The organism is Salinivibrio sp. IB282, from assembly GCF_001995685.1.
GTDB lineage: Bacteria > Pseudomonadota > Gammaproteobacteria > Enterobacterales > Vibrionaceae > Salinivibrio > Salinivibrio kushneri.
Genome location: NZ_MUET01000011.1, coordinates 1 through 19,034 on the forward strand (window position 1 = coordinate 1; position 19,034 = coordinate 19,034).

Consider the following 19,034-nt stretch of genomic DNA (forward strand, 5'->3'; position numbering starts at 1 on the left):
ACTTTACTGAGTCGTACCTTTAGCATTACAAGCATCCGTTTTTTTATCTGCATAGACAGTGCACAATGCGCATAAATTCACGTTATCTTTTGTGCGAACACAACAATTAACTTTTTATTAACACTGGTTAAACATAATATGAATAAAGTACTAGGAAGTTCGCTGATTATCGCAGGGACAACGATTGGCGCAGGTATGCTTGCTCTACCGCTTGCCTCCGCCGGTATTGGATTTGGAGCGTCGATGGCATTAATGGGGGCGATGTGGGCATTGATGACCTATACCGCGCTATTAATGCTAGAAGTCCATCAGTACGCTGACGCGGATGCCACACTACACAGTCTGGCCAAACAGTTTTTAGGGGATAAGGGGAAGTGGCTTGCCTCATTCGCCATGTTATTCTTGTTCTATTCCCTATGCGCCGCCTACATTGCGGGCGGGGGGAGTCAGCTTAATGAGAAGCTGGCCCAGTGGTCAGCGATCGAGCTACCGCCAGCAGCCGGTGCGGTATTGTTCACCCTCGTGTTTGGCTTAGTGGTGACGCTAGGGACGAGTAAAGTGGATTTAATCAACCGTGGTTTATTTACCGTTAAAGTCTTATTCCTGATTTTAGCGTTAACCTTACTCACTCCACACGTATCCAGCATTAACTTAGTAGAGATGCCAGTCGAAAAAGGGCTCTTGGTCGCTGCATTGCCCGTTATTTTCACCTCTTTTGGCTTCCACGGCAGTATCCCCTCGATTGTGCGTTATGTCGGGATAGATCTCCCTTCCCTACGCAAAGTGATGATCGTCGGCTCCACCTTGCCACTTGCCCTCTATATTTTCTGGCAAGTCGCGAGCTTAGGCACCGTTGCACAATCTACCTTAGTTCAAAACGGCGAGCTGTCTCAGTTTGTTGCCATCATCCAATCGGTGGTGCAGCAAGATTATATCGCCTCCAGCATTTCGCTATTTGCTGATTTAGCCTTAGCGACGTCATTTCTTGGTGTCAGTTTAGGCTTGTTTGACTTTATCTCGGACAGTTTTAACCGCCAAGATAGCATACGTGGCCGCTTGCAAACCGCCGCTATAACCTACTTACCGCCTTTGGTATTCGCACTTTTCTACCCTCAGGGATTTATCACAGCGTTAGGTTACGCGGCGATCGCTCTGGTGATTCTTGCGGTGGTGTTACCTGTGCTGATGGTGCGTAAAGCACGTCAAACCGTCTCAACGGATGAGCATTATCAGGTGATTGGTGGGAACCTTGGCCTTAGCTTGGCAATGGTGGGAGGCATAAGCGTTGTAGTGGCACAGTTTATTGGCTGATCATCGCTCGCTAACCATCCAATGATTCAATGACGCCCCACTGACGGGGCGTCATTTTTTATTATTTTCTAGCCACCCATCAAGCCGCGTACCAGCGTACTGACTCCAGCTAAGGTACAGAGTAGCAACATTGCCCGACGGACGAGCTGCGGTTTCACCTTTGGTGCGATGCGATAAGCAAGCCATGTCGCCACCAGTACGGCAGGCACCGCAAATGCCGCTTGCTTTAAGTGCCACCATGTCAGAAAGTCCGTGGCGCTTAAGGCGATCAAAGACAAGATGCAGCTAATCGCAAAGTACCCCGCCAAGCATGCGCGCATCTTATTGACATCCGCATGTTGCAATACAAGAGCCATTGGCGGGCCACCAATACTGGTGGTGGTGCCCATCACTCCAGAGGTAAAACCGGCGACAAAAAAGTTTCGTCGATTAGGGGCAATGTCAAAGCGCATCACACTGGCCAATACTGCGATTAAGACGGCTGCCCCGATGATAATTTCCAGCATTTGTGTTGTGACGACTAACATCACGCCCCCAGCGACAGCAGTCCCCGGCACACGGCCTAAATAAGCCCAACTAAGATCACGAAATGAGAGTTGATGCCGATATTGCCAAGCATTAATACTCGCCAATGTCAGCCCTACCATAGAAATGGTGGTCGGGACGAGTTTGGGATCAATCATCAGCAACAGTGGCGCGGCCACAATCGCCATGCCAAACCCAACCAAGCTTTGCACAAAACAGCCAAGCCCCAAGATCATGGCCACCGCCATGGAGACGCCGATATCAGGCATAAAAAGTAACTTCAGGTAAAGATAGGTAACCCGAGTGTAACGATTTACCCAGTCTTGAGCGAGCTTTTACGGGTAATCGCCTGATCGACACCAGGAGTAACACGTCAAAGGCGTGCTGGCCTGCTGGGCGCGTTGTTCTTTTCGGCATGAATCAACAGGTTGCGTGGCGTCAATTCACGCTCACAAAACTGTATCAGACTCACCGAGTACCCATGCTGCTCAAGGTACAACACCCTATCCAACACCAGCCATATTTCCATTGCTCGGCGAAAGGCACTCTTAACGACGTTGATTTGTTCGAGGATGGCAAAACGGGCTTCTCCACGGCGCAAATAGCCATCCGCATCGAAGTCAGCGGGGAACGCAAGCCCTTTTTGTGCCGCCCCCCAGCGACAAAATGCGGCAAACCCTTGGTGAAGTTGTGATTTTTTCAGTGCCGGTAATGGCAAGTATTGATCTTGGTTTTGCCAGTCCCGCTGCCATTCATCAAAACCTAAGCGATAAATTACTTCCTGTTCCCGTTGGCGACGGACGCGCTGTCCGCCGGTCACCGATTCTTGGACGGCAAGTTTAAGGTCGGCTTTTTTCAACCGTATCCCCGTTCCCTGCGCGACATCCGAGAGCGGCTGATAAGTCTCCTCTCGAATAAGGTGATAGCAACACGGCGAGACGGATAGGCGCGACATGCCACACGTCACCGCTTTTTGCAGGAGTTGCACATGCAAGTCGCCGCAGGCATGTAACGCTAACCCGTGGTCACAACTGGCCATCACAGCGGCAGCCTCCGCGCCCATGGCATCTAAGGGATAAAATCGCATCGCGAGGGCGTTGCGCAGCGCAAACGCTTGTCCTTGATCGCAAAGCGCCTTTTGCCATTCAATACTCTCAACCGGCTTAGCGGTCACCGATGACATGGCACGCCCGAGATACCCTTTTCCGGCACACCACTCAAGGTAACGTACCGTCTCCCCGTGAGTGGGAACTGCACCGATGTATGCCTCGATTTGCGCCCACTTTCTTCCCGGGACCCCTACCGCCAACCGCGGATCCACCCCCAGCTTGGTCGTACTCGCCTTAGGCACAGCGGTGAGTTCGGTCAATGACGCCAACGCAGGCCACCAACTCGACAGCTGGGTAATCACGGCGTCAGGTGCGGCCTTTAGCGCTGTAACCTGGGAATAGTCCAAGCTTGCCAGCCAAGCGCATAATGCGTCTTCTTCCTGCCATGGTAAACGTCTATGTGCCATTGGCATTGGTTGCCATAGCCATTGGAACTGGGTAAGAAGTTGGGTTAATTGCTTGAACTGTTGCTGAAAAGAGACGGAAGACATGGCGGCTATCAAGACTTGAATAAAGCGTGATCAAAAAAGGCTGCTTGACGCAGCCTTGTCATACTCGTGCAGTTTAACGAATTGGCAGCGGAATGTCCTTAAACATGCCATCAATTTCTTCGTTTGAACGTAGAGCCACCGCTTGGTCTATCACATTGCGCGTCAGGTGTGGGGCAAAGCGTTCAATAAAGTCATACATATAGCTGCGAAGGAAGGTGCCTTTACGAAACCCAATTTTGGTCGTGCTGGCACCAAAAATATGGCTGGCGTCAATGGCGACGAGATCTGAATCAGCTTGGCTATCCATCGCCATACTGGCAATAACCCCCACCCCTAGCCCCAACTTCACATAGGTTTTGATCACGTCCGCGTCTGTAGCGGTAAATACAATCTTGGGGGTGAGATTAGCGCGGTGGAACGCCTCATCCAACTCTGAGCGCCCGGTAAAACCAAAGACATACGTCACGAGCGAATAGGCCGCTAAGTCCTCGATGGTAATATTGTCTTTTTTCTGTGCCAGCGGGTGATCAGGCGTGACAATAATCGAACGATTCCAGTGGTAACACGGCAGCATGACCAAGTCTTCATAGAGGTGGAAAGCTTCGGTCGCGATAGCAAAGTCTGATGTGCCTTTGGCGACCGAGCTGGAGATCTGCGTTGGCGTCCCCTGATGCATATGCAAAGAGACTTTCGGGTACCGCTTGGTAAAGGCTTGAATCACATCCGGTAGTGCATAACGGGCTTGTGTGTGGGTGGTGGAAATATTGAGGTTTCCCATTTCTGGGTGCGTATGTTCACTCGCCACCGCTTTAATGCTTTCAACCCGAGACAAGATGCTTTGAGAGATTTCCACAATGGCCTCACCAGCAGGGGTGACTTGGGTCAGGTGTTTGCCACTGCGCTCAAATATTTGCACGCCAAGTTCGTCTTCTAGTAATCGAACTTGTTTACTGATCCCAGGCTGAGAGGTATACAAACTCTCTGCGGTCGCAGACACATTTAGGTTGTGGTTGACGACCTCAACGATATATCTAAGCTGTTGTAGTTTCATAGTGCAGACGCGCGAGCCTCATGGGTTAAGTGACAGCATTGGGTTCTGATAGATTATTTATATACCCAAATTAGACTATTTAATAGGCTTTGGTTATATAAACGTTAGCGATTGCACATTCACTAAGCAACTTGGTGAACAAACGTGATATGACTCGACCGCTAAAGTTTGATTATTCCGATACGTTTATCGCCAAGTGCACGATTATGGGCCACACTATTAGCAGCGCATGCGAATCGGATGTTATGTGCAGAGTTAGAGGCGGATCACTCATACTGCCTCCATCCTTGATTGATGCTATCTCTGTCGGTTGAGATCGTGTATCTTAACCCGTTGAGTTTATTACAAGGAACATCGTCGCTGAATTATGAATATTGCCTTGATAGCTGGCCTTTGTGTCATATTGCTCGGCCTGATTGTCGGCTACAACATATTGGCTCAACAACGTAAGCAAATTGAATCTCACAAGCGCCAAGAGATGGCTAAGCACATTGCAGTAATTGACGCCACCGAAGAGCTGATTGGTAATGCGCATAACCTGCCTTATAGCGGGACCTTGTTGGTTTGCTTGAATAAGAAGATCCTGGATTCCTTGAAAGCCATGTACGAAATTGATGATTCTGATAAATCCATCAAACAGCGTATCAGTGCGACGCAAGCGCAAATCGATGAAATCAAACAAAGCTACTCAAACCGCGAATCGACTTCCTTTAAAGTACCAGATAACGATCGACAAGCCATTTCGATGCTTAAGTTAGTAAAACGTCTGCGCTCGGTGGTGAAAGCGGAGCATTCAAAGGGACGACTTGCAACACAGGCGTTTGTGGCTGAGAACGCGCGCTTGGAGCAGATGCAGCTTAAAATCAATATTGAGAACGTGATTAAGCGTGCTAATGACGCCAAGCAAAAAGGGCAAATGGGCACCGCTCAGCAGTTATTGAAAAAAGCGATTGATGTGGTCTCGCCCAAAACCGATGATTACTCGCAAGAGATGAAAAAGCATTTAGAGCAAATGCATAGTGATATCACCCAAACACTGAATACGGGCCATGAGAAACTCCAGTCGGAACAAGAAGAAGAAAGAAGTGATCTGGACGAGTTGTTTGCGCCGAAAAAGAAATGGTAAATCAGCTTACGTAGGCTTAAAACAAACGGCGCGTTGATACGCGCCGTTTGTTTATTCTTCTCCTGCTCTTGCGCTCATCCCCTAGACGCGGACTCTCTCAACGAGCGTGGCAAAAGATGCGCTTCAATATGATCCAGCACCCYATCTGCCGCTTGTTCAAGCAAGTCTAACACCCGCTCAAAGCCGTCCGGGCCACCATAATAAGGGTCGGGGATCGGCCCATCGGTATGCTCCCCCCAGTGGAGAAATAAAGACAGTTTGCCTTGGTGCTCGGGTGGGCATTGCGCTTGCAAGTCAGCCAGGTTGCTCTCATCGGCTGCCAGAATCATGTCATGATAGCCAAAGTCAGCTGGGCCAACCTGGCGCGCGCGAATACCTTCAAACGAGTAGCCTCTCGCCTGCCCCGCCGCTTGGCTACGTGTATCAGGCGGATTACCCTGGTGATAACCTGCCGTGCCCGCTGAATCAATATCGACTGCCAAGCCTCGCGCCTGTGCGCGAGCACGTAATACGGCTTCAGCGGTGGGCGAACGACAGATGTTGCCCAAGCACACCACCAAAACACTGGGCCTTTGATTATCCGATGTCATCAGCGTTAAACCTCCTTATGGCTAGGCTTTCAGCTTACCAGTAAGGATAAACGCTGCCTATAGTGAGGCAGGTAATCGACACCCGCCTGCTCTAGCGTTTGTATAAAACGCCCTATTTGGTTGGAACTGTTTGTTTGCGCACCGCGTGTCAACGTTGGCATCCAACCTATCGTCCCTTTAATATAGACCTAAGTTAACCAAAGGTTGGAAATCACATGTCAGAACACAGTCATCAACAGCGCCAGCAAAAACTGAAAGAAAAAGTCGATGCTCGGATTGACGCCGCACAACAAGAAAAAGGGCTATTTCTTATTATTACTGGCAACGGCAAAGGCAAATCCACCTCCGCGTTTGGCACCGTCGCACGCGCCGCAGGCCATGGCTTCAAATGCGGGGTGGCGCAGTATATCAAGGGAACCTGGGCATGCGGTGAGCGAGACTTACTCAGTCAGCATGGCGTGGACTTTCATGTGATGAGTACAGGGTTTACCTGGGATACCCAAGATAAAACGGCCGACACCCAAGCCGCACAAAAAATCTGGTCAGCATGCAAAACCATGCTCAGCGATCCTGGTTACGATTTGGTCGTCCTGGACGAAATCACCTATATGATCACCTATGGCTATATTGATCTAGACGATGTCATCGCTACGATTAACCAACGCCCCAGTGAGCAATCGGTGTTAATCACGGGTCGCGGTGCGCATCGTCGTCTCGTTGAAATGGCGGATACCGTGTCTGAGGTTCGTAATGTTAAACACGCCTTTGATGCGGGTGTTAAAGCTCGCCAGGGTATTGACTGGTAGGCGTTATCGAGAGCCTACAAGACAATAATGAGCGTGCAGAGGCACGCTCATTGCTTTGAAGTGCCGCTGGTCGGTACCGCTGTAGAGGATAGCGTATCAACAGACGTATCATTCGCTTGACACGATTGCCGACAGAGTTTGGCATCGATGGACTGATCGCCCAACAAGCGTTGCCACAATGCCGGGAGCGCGGTCTCAGGCAAAGGGCCAGGCTCGAGTTGTTGAGGCGCGACCGGCGCCCACTCCCCATTCATCTTTTGCTCTGCCAGTAAAAACTGAAACGGCTGATAGGCGGCCACCCCGAAGCGTAAGTCGGTGACGACCTGCTGCCCGTTTCGGTTTTCAAAGCGAATGAAATTACGCGAAAACGTCCGCAGAGCACTGAGGGTATCAGAGTTTGCCAGCGGCCACTCTCCCAGAGGCTGCGTGACCCAATCAATTGACGGGTTGGCATCAAGTCGTGAGGCCAGCCCCTCCCAGTATTGATCTTCGCCACTGACGACCACACGCCACAGTAAAGTGTTAAACGGCGTTGGCATAATGATCAACGGCTGGCCTTCCAGCAAGGTTCCTTGTGTTTGCTCGGCAACCCGGTTTTCTATTTGATGGAGCTGATACACAGAACTGGCCAAATAAAGACTCGAGACCATCAACCCAACACCACACATCCTGGCCCCAAGATGGCGCCATACCAGCGCGCTGATGAGCGCAACCAGTAGGGGCAACGTATAAAGGGGGTCGATAATAAATAAACTCGCTACCGCTACTGATGGCACATCAAGCGGCCAGAATAGCTTGGTGCCATATACCGTCATGGCATCAAGCAATGGATGGGTGACAAGCACCGCGATGACCAGCACCATCAATTGCCACAGTGGCCACTGACGCTGCCAGCGCCACCAGCACCAAGCAATGAGCGCGCCGACCCAAGGCAATACGAACAGCGAGTGGCTAAAACCTCGGTGATTCACAGTGTTCGCCACCGGATCGCCATAATCAATCAATACATCCAGATCCGGTAAGGTCCCCAAGGCCGCGCCCGCCAGCAGCACTTTCGGTGAGCAGCGTTTACCCGCAACCAAGCCCGCGACCGTCGCGCCTAACGCGGCTTGCGTGACAGAATCCATAAAGCGCCCTTTAATGACTTTGCATTAGATAGCCTGATGAGTGATGCGCCGATCACTGAAATAAATTAAGGAGTTTATCTGCCGTCTCTTTGACCTTATCGTCATCCGCTTTATCACCCAGTAGCTTTTTCAGCCCCCGTTGCGCCTCTTTGCGTACTTTCTCTTCTAACGCTTTATTACTGCTGAGTAACTGCTTAATATCTAATTTATAGCTCGGCGATTGCCAAGTACCAGCTACCGTCACTGGGATGGTCACATCACGCAGTTCATCAATATCTTTACCGCCCTGGCCTTTACTGGTCTCGACCACCGAGGTATAGACGTTAAAATCGAGTGTCTCTTTCAGCAGATCGGTTTGTCCGTCACTACGTACCCGAAGCGCCGGCGCTTCCAACAGTAAGTCGGTGGTGCGTGCCATGCCGTTACCTAGGGTAAAACTTGCCGTGAGTGCGCTAAAGTCCGTTTTACGTACTTCTTTGGCGGCCGCTGCCGACTCACCTTTTAGGGTTGCTTTCGCCTCTCTGAGCATCTGCGCCAAGTTAATGCCATTTATCGCGCCATCTTCGAAGAAAATAGCGACACTGCCTTGAATCGCTTGACGCAATGCATACGGTGACAAGCCTTTGCCCTGTACATTGATATCAAGATTCCCCTTACCTTCTAATAAGTCCACCTCAGCGGCATCTTCCAGTAAAGGAAGCACTTGGATCCCACGCGCTTTTTTACTCACCTGATAGCGCGCAGGGGTTTGTGTGGCATCTAGCATCCCTTGCACAACCACGCTGCCTTCATAGGCTTGTGTGGTCAGCTCGGACACGTCGACCTTGCCACGGTCGATGGCAACCGTCGCACGCGTTTTCCCCAAGGTAACATTACTCACGGTCAGCCCTTTCATCGCCAATGAGCCGACAATATCTAGCGTCTTCAACACACTCAGATCAGGCTCTTCTTTGCTCAGGGGCGCAGCTTGTTTGTTGGAGCTGGATGGTGCATTAGCGTCAGACTCACTTGCTTTTGCGGACTGACTAGGCGCTGCGTCTGTCGGTAGCAGCGTATCGAGGTTGATATGGTTGGTATTCAACGCAAAGCGCACTTGGGGGATCTCAGTCAACTTGACCGCCACTTTGCCATCCACCACAACATCATCGTCGTTCAACCGGCTGGTCAATTCACTGACCGTCACCGTTTGCTGGTTGATGTCAAACACAATATCCGCGGCTAGCGCTTGGCTAAGAGACGAGTGGGGAATAGGCTCGCCGGACAGTGTCGTGAGCATGTCTAACCCCTGAACAGTGACCTTATCTTGCGTTTTTGCGATAGTCACCTGGGCTTTACCTGAGCTTTCAATGTCGATGTCAGCCGTTTGCGCATTCACATTGAAGCCTAATTTCGCTGTCTCGCCCAGCGAAAAACTATCAAGGGTAATATTGGCTTGTTCAATCACCATATCACCTTGCTCTGCCGAAAGCGTCAACGCCAGTTTGCGCAACTGGCTTTGTATCACGTCACTGGCCAATTTCAACTCGCCTTGACCTTCCACCGCAAAGCGGGCGTCATTTTGCTCGCCGCGCAACGACAGTGATAGCGGCGTCCACACATCCGTCGCCAGATTGCCCACCTCAAGATCCACATCGCGCAGCGCCGTCATGGTGCCCGCTTGATCATCTTTGACGACCACACTCGCGTTAGCCACTCTGAGCCCTTGTAACGATACATTCCACGTCTTTGCCTCGGTGCTCGTCGTCTCAGAGGATGAGTCTGATTCTGGTGTCGGCTCTGTTTGAGGCGCTGCGGTCTGTGATGTCGTGGTGAGGTTGCTCTCCCCATTACTCAGGGTTTGAATAAAAACATGAGGGTCTTGCAATATTATTTCGCCGACCTGCAAGGTTTGCGACATCAAAGGCAACACATCGACAGACAGGCGTGCTTGAGATAAGCGCATCAGATCGGGTTCATCAAAGCCAGGGCGATTTTTTATCGCGACATCCTCGACTGAAAACCCCAAACTTGGCCAAAACTGCCAAGCAATGTCGCCACCGATGACCATGTCATAGCCTGTCTGCTTTTTAACTTGCTCGACCAACAATGGCTTAAACTGGTTAGGGTTAATAGTCGCGAGCACAGCGGCGATGCCACCGATGACAACCACCACCAAAACAACAAGAGTAAGGGCGATTTTTTTTATCATTGCAAGATGCTCCTTGTGCATAACAGGCGATACCACTCGCGAGAGATACTCGCCTTATCGACCATGATTTCACGATCGGGTTCCCCGTTAGAAAAAATGCGCCCGTAGGCGCATTGCAATCGTTAAACCTTGTCTTGACTAATGCGAGAGGCGACGGCCCCTTGCTGATTTTTGTATTTTGCGTTGTCGCGTTTGTTATACGGCTTATCAGCCGCGCCCGACATAGGCTCAAAACTTAACGCACCAATCGGCATACCGGGTCGTAGCGCCAAAGGCAAACGACCATTGTTATAGAACTCGAGGACAATACGGCCCGACCAGCCCGGGTCAATCCGGTGCGCGGTCACATGCACCATCAGCCCTAAACGTGCCAACGACGAACGGCCATCAAGCCAGCCGACGATATCGTCCGGTAGGGTCACCGCTTCATGCGTGACAGCGAGCGCGAGCTGGCCTGGGTGAAGATAAAATGCCTCACCATCAGCAATCTCAATTTCATCACTCATCACACGTTCAAGCTGGGCATTGACCTCTTCTTTCGGGCCAGATAGATCGATAAATGCCGCGCCGTGATCATTAAAGACACGGAATTGATTGCCCAATGTCACATCCGCCGTCACACCAGAAATCGACGCCTCTGCCGGAYGCGGCTCAATTTTGATGCGGCCATCATCAAGGTGTTCTTTGATATGCCTGTCGCATAGTCGCATCGGATAGTCCTCACGGTTAATACATGGAGCGATACACTGCGCACCGCATTCACTTAGCTCGTTGTCCTCTGCATACAAAAGCAGGGAGTGGTGATCCGTTAAGCCATCATAAGTCAATCAGGCTTTCAGTAATCGCGCGATATGCGCTTTTAATACATCAATCGCAATGCGGTTTTTCCCCCCGCGTGGCACGATAATGTCGGCATATTGCTTTGACGGCTCAATAAACTGCATAAACATAGGGCGGACCGTCTTCTGATATTGCTCCATCACAGAGTCCATGGTGCGGCCGCGTTCAGCCACATCACGTTTCATGCGACGCAACAAGCAAATATCAAGGGGGGTATCCATAAAGACGCTGGCATGGATAAGATTGCGCAGACGTGGGTCGGTCAGTAACAGGATCCCTTCCAAAATGATCACCTTTTTGGGCGTCATGGTGGTGGTTTCATCCATACGGGTATGCTCTGAGTAGCTGTACACAGGCACATCGACAGACTGACCGGCCGCGAGGCTTTCTAAGTGCTCGCAAAGCAAGTTATGGTCTAGCGCTTGTGGATGGTCATAGTTGGTTTGTACGCGCTCTTCCATGCTGAGATGGCTTTGATCGCGGTAATATCTGTCTTCCGTGATCACGCCGATTTGATGATCGCCGACTTTTTCCTTTAATTCCTTATAAATCGTGCTAGCGATCAGGCTTTTACCGGAAGCAGAGGCACCTGCTATGCCGATAATAACGCATTGGTGGTTGTTGTCACTCATAATATGAATACCCAGAGGAAGCTTGGCGGAATCTACATAAACCGCCTGATTATAGGGAGTTGAAGCCGCTGGCGCCAGAGAAAATCACGCTTCCCTGACGCATCCGTCGCTTTAAGCCTGCTACAGCTGCCCGTTGCTCAATCASGGCGACACCGTTTGTACGCTTATTTGTTCAGGGCGCGTTTCCCCTTGYCAGTAAAGCTGACTGGCGACGGTGGCTGCCATTTGGCGATAAACCGCAGCGTGCTCACTGTCGGGGCGCGCCACCATACTCGGTGTGCCTGCGTCTATGTCCTCACGAATGGCGACATGAAGCGGTACTTGTGCCAAGACCGGTACCCCCTGTTCACGGGCCATTTTCGCCGCACCACCGGTACCGAAAATCGCTTCATGATGGCCGCATTGCGAACAAATATGGTAGCTCATGTTTTCTATTACCCCGAGAACCGGCACCTGTACTTTCTCAAACATCGCCACGCCTTTAATCGCATCAGCCAGTGCGAGATCCTGTGGTGTGGTGACCACCATCGCCCCCGTCACCGGAAACTGTTGCGCCAAACTAAGCTGAATGTCGCCCGTGCCTGGCGGCATATCAACCACCAAATAATCAAGTTCAGGCCAGCGGGTTTCATTGATCAATTGAGCAAAGGCTTTCGATGCCATCGGCCCACGCCAAACGGTGGCGTTATCGGCGGGCACCAGGTAACCAATTGAATTAGAGGCGATGCCGTGACGCCTCACAGGCTCCATCAGTTTGCCATCATGGGTTTGTGGCTCGCTGTCTTTAGCGCCGAGCATTATCGGCAGCGATGGGCCATACACATCCGCATCGACAATGCCCACTGATGCCCCTTCGGCGTGCAGGGCCAGTGCCAAATTGACCGCCGTCGTCGATTTACCCACGCCGCCTTTGGCCGAACTCACCACTAACAGGTTTTTCACCCCTTTGACGGGCGCTTTGTCACCACTTTTTATCGGCGCCACTCTCTGTGTCAGTTGAAACTGCTGCGCCAATGACGTCGACTGGGCACTGAGCCACTCATCGAGCGCCTGCATCACTGACGCCGCTGCAAATGGGAATGTCACCTTAAAGCCGTCTCCACTCGCGCTCACCCACTGTGGTTGGCTTGCCCACTGCTCCACCAAGCGCGAGTGTGAAAACTGATTCAATAGACTCACTGCGTCGTCCACATTGGTCAGCGGGGCGGCCGTGTCTTGTTTTTGTTTTTGTTTTTGTTTTTGTGCTTTTTTCTTTTTAGAACCAAATAACATGCATCACCATCCCATTGATTAAAATATATTAGGCCGGATTGGCAACGTTTAACGGATAAACCGCCTCACTCACGGCCTGCACTAGGCAAGGCATATCGTATCAGGTAAGATTTCCGCAATCATTCCATTCATATCATAAGAGCGAACAAACAAGATTATGGCTGCAACCCCACGGAAAATTCTGGTGACCTGTGCGCTGCCTTATGCGAACGGCTCGATTCATTTGGGCCACATGCTCGAGCATATTCAAGCAGATGTATGGGTGCGCTATCAGCGCCTACGTGGCAACACGACTCACTTTATTTGTGCCGACGATGCCCACGGTACCCCCATTATGTTGAAAGCACAGCAAATGGGTGTCGAGCCAGAAGCCATGATCGCTGGCGTGCAACAAGAGCACCAAGCCGACTTTGATGGCTTTGATATCAGCTTCGATAATTACCACAGCACCCACAGTGATGAAAACCGCGAACTCGCCTCGTTTATCTATACCCAGCTACGCGATAACGGTTACATCACCAGTCGAACTATTTCTCAACTGTTTGATCCGGAAAAAGAAATGTTCTTACCGGATCGCTTTGTCAAAGGCGAGTGTCCAAAATGTCACGCCGACGATCAGTACGGTGACAACTGTGATAACTGTGGTGAAACCTATACCCCGGCAGAGCTGATTAACCCTCGTTCAGCGGTGAGCGGCGCGACGCCCGTGATGCGTGACTCTGAGCACTTCTTCTTCGATTTGCCACAATTTGAACAAATGCTCAATGAGTGGACGAAATCCGGCTCACTGCAAAGTGAGATTGCTAACAAGATGAATGAGTGGTTTGAAACCGGCCTGCAGCAGTGGGATATTTCCCGCGATGCGCCCTACTTTGGTTTCGAGATCCCTGATCAACCTGGCAAGTTTTTCTACGTTTGGCTCGATGCGCCAATTGGTTATATGGGGTCATTTAAAAACTACTGTGACAAGCGCGGCGACATCGACTTTGATGAGTATTGGAAAGCCAACAGCGATGCCGAGCTTTATCACTTTATTGGCAAAGACATTGTTTATTTCCATAGTTTGTTCTGGCCCGCCATGCTCGACGGTGCCGGTTTCCGCAAGCCAAACAACGTCTTTGTGCACGGTTATGTCACCGTCAACGGCGCGAAAATGTCCAAGTCGAAAGGGACATTCATTAAAGCAAGCACTTACTTAAAGCACCTTGACCCTGAGTGCCTGCGTTACTACTACGCCGCCAAACTCAACAGCCGTATTGATGATCTCGATTTAAGCTTGGATGACTTTATTCAGCGCGTGAATACCGACATCGTCAACAAAGTGGTCAACCTAGCCTCTCGCAACGCGGGTTTCATCAGCAAACGCTTTGACGGTCAGCTATCAACGGTTTGCTCTGAGCCTGAGCTATATCAATCCTTTATCGATAAAGCCGAGCACATTGGCGAGCTCTATGAGGCCCGTGAATTCAATCGCGCCATTCGTGAGATCATTGCGCTGGCCGATAAGGCCAACCAGTACGTCGATGAGAAAGCCCCTTGGGTCATCGCCAAAGAGGAAGGAAAAGAGGCTGAGCTACAGGCTATTTGCTCAGTGGGTATTAACTTATTCCGAGTGTTGATGACTTATCTAAAACCCGTGATGCCAAAACTGGCCGAACGGGCGGAAGGCTTTTTAAACGATACCCTCACGTGGGAAAGCATTGCCACTCCACTCACTGGCCATCAGATCACCAAGTTCAAGGCGTTATTTAACCGGATTGATCCGAAAGCCGTCGATGCCATGATTGCTGATAGCAAAGAAGATGTTGCGACCGAAGAGGCGGAAAAAGCCAAAGCGCAAGGGCCTTTGGCTGATGATCCTCTCGCGGATGAAATTGAATTTGGTGACTTTGCTAAAGTGGATCTCCGTATCGCCAAGATCCTTGAGTGCGAAGCCGTGCCAAAAGCGGATAAACTGCTCAAATTCAAGCTCGATATTGGCGGTGAAACACGTCAGGTTTTCGCTGGGATCAAATCGGCCTACAAACCGGAAGATCTGGTGGGCAAGCACACTGTGATGGTCGCCAATCTAAAACCAAGAAAGATGAAGTTTGGCATGTCAGAAGGCATGATTTTAGCAGCCGGCCCTGGCGGAAAAGAGATTTGGATCTTAGAGCCTCATGAGGGTGCCCAGCCAGGTATGCGGGTCATGTAACCTTGCTGCCTCGTCAATTTGCACAAGCAGAGAATAAAGAGCCCAGCCGGGCTCTTTTTTTGCCCAATAGGTGCCAATCCTCCGCCTCCCTGCACTACAAGAGGGCAACCACTCCCTAACACGGTGCGTAAAACGCCCACCATCAGACCCCGATCAAGGCCATACAAGGCGTGATTAACCTCTCAATTTTGGCATGCTTCATGCTCCTTCAGAGAGACACGCGAGCCATAGCAAGGAGAGCATATGGGATGGTTAGTGATGATAGGAATACTGGTGCTCACGATTGCTAGCGTGGTGGCGGTCATCGTGTATCGTCAACGACCGGATTGGCGATTGCATCAACTGCATGAGTTACGAGCTTTGCTCCAGCATGCGGGTTACCTCGCCACCCAACCGCGCGTCGATCCGTATGACTATCAACGATTGCTGGATCAAACACGTCAGTTACACCACTTGGCACCCCATGCGCAAAAGCCAATGTATCGGCTTTTTTTCCATCACCTTCACGCCTTGCCACAATATGATGATGTGACCCAGGCCAAGATGAAAAACCGCGCCTTGCAGCACCTAGCGTACTTGGTGGATGAAGCCATCCCGCCGGTGTTAATTGCCTGTGGTGATGACCACACGCTCTCGTCTTACCAACAAATTTGGTATGCCGTGTTAGAGCTACTTCAAGCTCGCCAACGCTTTTCCTACGCGTCAATACAACTGGAGAACGCAACGCCCAATGCGCACCAGTCCCTAAGCTTACAACAACAAATACTCATCAAGCGCTTAGCACAACTGCGCGACCTTGAATTGGGCGATGCATTCACCAATAAGGTTAATCAGGTTATCTCACAGCTTGATAATGTACACACCTTGTCACTCAATCGCCGCCTGGCGGTGGCACAGCAAGTCAACGCCGTGATGCTTGATGCCCTCGATACCTTTCTGGCGACGCTGCTCGCGCGCTTTCCTGCACCAAAGGATGATATTTTCAATACGCTGTCACCCATCAATGACTCACACCATCAATGATCAACCTCTAAGCCATTAAAAAGCCGGCGCAAGGCCGGCTTGATAGCATCATGATGGCACTTACCCAATATGGGTTTGCCCGCCCATATAGGGGCGAAGTGCTTCAGGGATCTCAATACGGCCATCCGCTTGTTGGTAGTTTTCCAAAATAGCCACCAAGGTACGGCCTACCGCCAAGCCCGAACCATTCAAGGTGTGCAACAGTTCAGGTTTTTTCTCACCTTTACGACGGAAACGTGCCTGCATACGGCGAGCTTGGAAGTCCATGGTGTTTGAGCACGATGAAATCTCACGATAAGTGTTTTGCGCGGGCAACCAGACTTCTAGATCGTAGGTTTTCGCCGCACCAAAGCCCATGTCGCCGGTGCAGAGCAACATCTTACGATATGGCAGGTTTAGCAACTGCAATACTTTTTCTGCATCCGCAGTCAATGACTCCAGAGCTTCCATTGAGTCTTCTGGCTTAACCACCTTCACCAACTCAACTTTATCGAACTGGTGCATACGGATAAGGCCGCGCGTATCACGCCCGTATGAACCTGCTTCTGAGCGGAAGCAAGGTGTGTGTGCGGTCATGCACAGCGGAAGATCCGCTTCATCGATGATTTCATCACGTACCATGTTGGTCAGCGGCACTTCCGCGGTTGGGATCAAAGACATGCCAATCCCTTCTTCCGTCGCCGGCTGGGTATGGAACAAATCTTCTCCAAATTTAGGCAGCTGACCGGTGCCATAGAGGCTGTCCGCATTAACCAGATACGGTACGTACATTTCGGTGTAACCGTGCTCGTTGGTGTGCAAGTCGAGCATAAATTGCGTGAGCGCACGATGCATACGCGCCATTTGCCCTTTCATCACGATAAAGCGAGAGCCTGACAGTTTCACCGCACTGGCAAAATCAAGACCACCGGTGAGTTCGCCGAGGTCGACGTGATCTTTAACCTCGAACTCAAATTGACGGGGCTCGCCCCAGCGAGAAATTTCCTGGTTTTCAGACTCGTCTTTGCCACTAGGCACTTCTTCGGCCGGTAAGTTAGGCACGCCCATCACGACATCATTCACTTTTTGCTGGAGCGCCGCGAGCTCTGTTTTCGCCGCATCCAATTCATCACCCAGGTTTGCCACTTCTTCGAGCAATGGTGCGATGTCTTCACCCTTTGCTTTAGCCTGGCCAATGGACTTCGATCGGGAATTACGCTCTGCTTGCAGTTGTTCGGTGCGAATTTGCAGCGCCTTACGTTGTTCCTCGAGTTCACGCATAGCGTCAACATCAAGCGTAAAGCCACGACGAGCGAGTTGTTGAGCGGTTTGTTCCAGCTCAGTTCGAAGTAATTTGGAATCCAGCATGCTAATCCTGTGCTTTCGGGTTATTGACTGTAAATTGACGAAGTTAAACCTTACCCAAAAAGGGTAAACTTGCCTAGCGCTTTTGCGGGCTTTTTATATCCTGCTCTGCGAGAAAGGCGAGCTTTTCGGCGATTTTAATTTCTAGCCCACGATTGACGGGCTGATAGTAACTCGCCTCGCCAAGCTCCGGGGGGAGATAGCGCTCTCCCGCGGCATAGGCATTGGGCTCATCGTGGGCATAGCGATAGCCGTCTCCGTGTCCCATTTGCTCCATCAATGCCGTTGGTGCATTACGAAGGTGCATAGGAACAGGCGCATTCGCGGTGTCTTTAGCATCACGCAAGGCTTGTTTCCACGCGGTATAAACCGCGTTACTTTTAGGCGCACTGGCCAAATACACCGCGGCTTGAGCAATGGCGCGCTCACCCTCTGCCGGCCCTACGCGGGTAAAGCAGTCCCAGGCGTTAAGCGCGACCTGCATCGCGCGCGGATCGGCATTACCGACATCCTCTGAAGCGATCGCAAGTAGTCGCCTGGCGACATAGAGCGGATCGCCCCCTGCACTGACAATCCGTGCGTACCAATACAATGCTCCGTCGGGGCTCGAGCCGCGCACCGATTTGTGAAACGCAGAAATCAAGTCATACCACGCATCACCTTGTTTATCGAATTGCGCCACTTTTTCGCCAGCCACGTCTTTAAGCATCGACATCGTGATTTGGCCATCGGCCATGTCTGCCAACATTTCCAATAGGTTTAACGCCATACGTGCATCACCACTGCATGCTGCCGTTAATGCTGCTTTCACGCCGTTATCAAAGGCTAAAGACTGCTTACCGAGCCCTCGCTGCGCGTCGGCGAGTGCTTGATCAATCACCGCTTCCAAATCGCTCTCATCAAGGCTGGTTAGGCGGTACACACGGGCGCGCGATAGCAGAGCGTTATTAAGCTCAAATGAGGGGTTTTCCGTGGTGGCACCAATAAACGTCACCGTCCCCGCTTCCACATGGGGTAAAAACGCATCTTGCTGGCTTTTGTTAAAGCGGTGCACTTCATCGACAAACAAAACAGTACGAATGCCGGCTTGCTTGTTTTGCTCTGCGCGCCCAATCGCCTCTCGGATCTCTTTGACGCCAGATGTCACGGCCGAGATCTGTTCCAGCTCTGCGTTGGCTTGGCGCGCGGCAATATCGGCGAGCGTGGTTTTACCGATCCCCGGAGGCCCCCAGAAAATCATCGAATGGAGGGAGCCCGATTCAATCGCCCGGCGAAGCGGTTTACCCTCGGCGAGAAGATGGCGCTGCCCGATGTACTGGTCAAGCGTGAGGGGCCGCATACGTGCGGCCAGTGGGCGAAAATCGTCTGCAAAGTCAAGCGGTAAGGTCGCCACAGTCACCTCCGA

Annotated in this window: 16 protein-coding genes; 5 read left to right on the forward strand and 11 right to left on the reverse strand. The window is 51.3% G+C overall.

Translation table 11 applies throughout. From position 1 onward, the window contains the following. Nucleotides 1-138: 138 nt before the first annotated feature. Entirely contained in the window at nt 139-1,311 is a 1,173-nt protein-coding gene (gene tyrP, locus BZG14_RS03880) for a tyrosine transporter TyrP (protein ID WP_069361457.1), read from the forward strand. Between the two features lie 68 nt (nt 1,312-1,379). On the opposite strand, the gene BZG14_RS03885 is transcribed toward tyrP, so the two are convergent. From BZG14_RS03885 to cysB, 3 genes are all read right to left on the reverse strand, one after another. Beyond that, nucleotides 1,380-2,105, reverse strand: a complete 726-nt coding sequence (locus tag BZG14_RS03885) for a sulfite exporter TauE/SafE family protein (protein WP_108743514.1) — start codon at nt 2,103-2,105, stop codon at nt 1,380-1,382. A 104-nt stretch (nt 2,106-2,209) separates the two neighbouring features. Continuing rightward, a complete protein-coding gene (locus BZG14_RS03890) occupies nt 2,210-3,436 on the reverse strand; it encodes a methyltransferase (RefSeq protein WP_077608032.1) in 1,227 nt (408 codons plus the stop codon). 73 nt (nt 3,437-3,509) lie between these two features. Then, entirely contained in the window at nt 3,510-4,487 is a 978-nt protein-coding gene (cysB, locus tag BZG14_RS03895; protein ID WP_077458037.1) for an HTH-type transcriptional regulator CysB, read from the reverse strand. Between the two features lie 367 nt (nt 4,488-4,854). Here cysB and BZG14_RS03900 point away from each other — a divergent pair, with 367 nt between their 5' ends. Beyond that, complete coding sequence (locus tag BZG14_RS03900) at nt 4,855-5,613, forward strand: DNA repair protein (RefSeq protein ID WP_077485630.1); 759 nt, start codon at nt 4,855-4,857, stop codon at nt 5,611-5,613. Nucleotides 5,614-5,687: 74 nt separating this feature from the next. Here BZG14_RS03900 and BZG14_RS03905 read toward each other — a convergent pair whose 3' ends face one another. After that, entirely contained in the window at nt 5,688-6,203 is a 516-nt protein-coding gene (locus tag BZG14_RS03905; protein ID WP_077608033.1) for a low molecular weight protein-tyrosine-phosphatase, read from the reverse strand. 215 nt (nt 6,204-6,418) lie between these two features. On the opposite strand from BZG14_RS03905, the gene cobO reads away from it, so the two are divergent. Then, nucleotides 6,419-7,009: a cob(I)yrinic acid a,c-diamide adenosyltransferase gene (cobO, locus tag BZG14_RS03910; protein WP_077485625.1), complete on the forward strand. Its 591-nt coding sequence runs from the start codon at nt 6,419-6,421 to the stop codon at nt 7,007-7,009. A 47-nt stretch (nt 7,010-7,056) separates the two neighbouring features. On the opposite strand, the gene BZG14_RS03915 is transcribed toward cobO, so the two are convergent. The 5 genes from BZG14_RS03915 to apbC all read right to left on the reverse strand — a co-directional run bounded on the left by BZG14_RS03915 (nt 7,057) and on the right by apbC (nt 13,068). After that, the gene (locus BZG14_RS03915; RefSeq protein ID WP_077485622.1) at nt 7,057-8,136 is read right to left on the reverse strand and encodes a metal-dependent hydrolase; all 1,080 of its coding nucleotides are present in this window, start codon (nt 8,134-8,136) and stop codon (nt 7,057-7,059) included. A 52-nt stretch (nt 8,137-8,188) separates the two neighbouring features. Next, nucleotides 8,189-10,324, reverse strand: a complete 2,136-nt coding sequence (locus BZG14_RS03920; RefSeq protein ID WP_158011725.1) for an AsmA family protein — start codon at nt 10,322-10,324, stop codon at nt 8,189-8,191. 122 nt (nt 10,325-10,446) lie between these two features. After that, on the reverse strand, nt 10,447-11,034 hold the full coding sequence (gene dcd, locus BZG14_RS03925) for a dCTP deaminase (protein WP_077608035.1): 588 nt from the start codon (nt 11,032-11,034) through the stop codon (nt 10,447-10,449). A 117-nt stretch (nt 11,035-11,151) separates the two neighbouring features. Next, complete coding sequence (udk, locus tag BZG14_RS03930; RefSeq protein WP_069361447.1) at nt 11,152-11,796, reverse strand: uridine kinase; 645 nt, start codon at nt 11,794-11,796, stop codon at nt 11,152-11,154. A 141-nt stretch (nt 11,797-11,937) separates the two neighbouring features. Further along, nucleotides 11,938-13,068, reverse strand: a complete 1,131-nt coding sequence (gene apbC, locus BZG14_RS03935; protein ID WP_077608036.1) for an iron-sulfur cluster carrier protein ApbC — start codon at nt 13,066-13,068, stop codon at nt 11,938-11,940. A gap of 157 nt (nt 13,069-13,225) precedes the next feature. Here apbC and metG point away from each other — a divergent pair, with 157 nt between their 5' ends. After that, on the forward strand, nt 13,226-15,262 hold the full coding sequence (metG, locus tag BZG14_RS03940) for a methionine--tRNA ligase (protein WP_077485613.1): 2,037 nt from the start codon (nt 13,226-13,228) through the stop codon (nt 15,260-15,262). Nucleotides 15,263-15,505: 243 nt separating this feature from the next. Further along, a complete protein-coding gene (locus BZG14_RS03945; protein WP_077485611.1) occupies nt 15,506-16,285 on the forward strand; it encodes a hypothetical protein in 780 nt (259 codons plus the stop codon). Nucleotides 16,286-16,345: 60 nt separating this feature from the next. Here the strand turns inward: BZG14_RS03945 and serS are convergent, their stop codons facing one another. Next, nucleotides 16,346-17,632 carry a serine--tRNA ligase gene (gene serS, locus BZG14_RS03950; RefSeq protein ID WP_077485609.1) on the reverse strand — a complete coding sequence of 429 codons (1,287 nt, stop codon included), beginning with the start codon at nt 17,630-17,632 and terminating at the stop codon, nt 16,346-16,348. 73 nt (nt 17,633-17,705) lie between these two features. Continuing rightward, nucleotides 17,706-19,028: a replication-associated recombination protein A gene (locus BZG14_RS03955; protein ID WP_443508508.1), complete on the reverse strand. Its 1,323-nt coding sequence runs from the start codon at nt 19,026-19,028 to the stop codon at nt 17,706-17,708. Nucleotides 19,029-19,034: the final 6 nt, after the last annotated feature.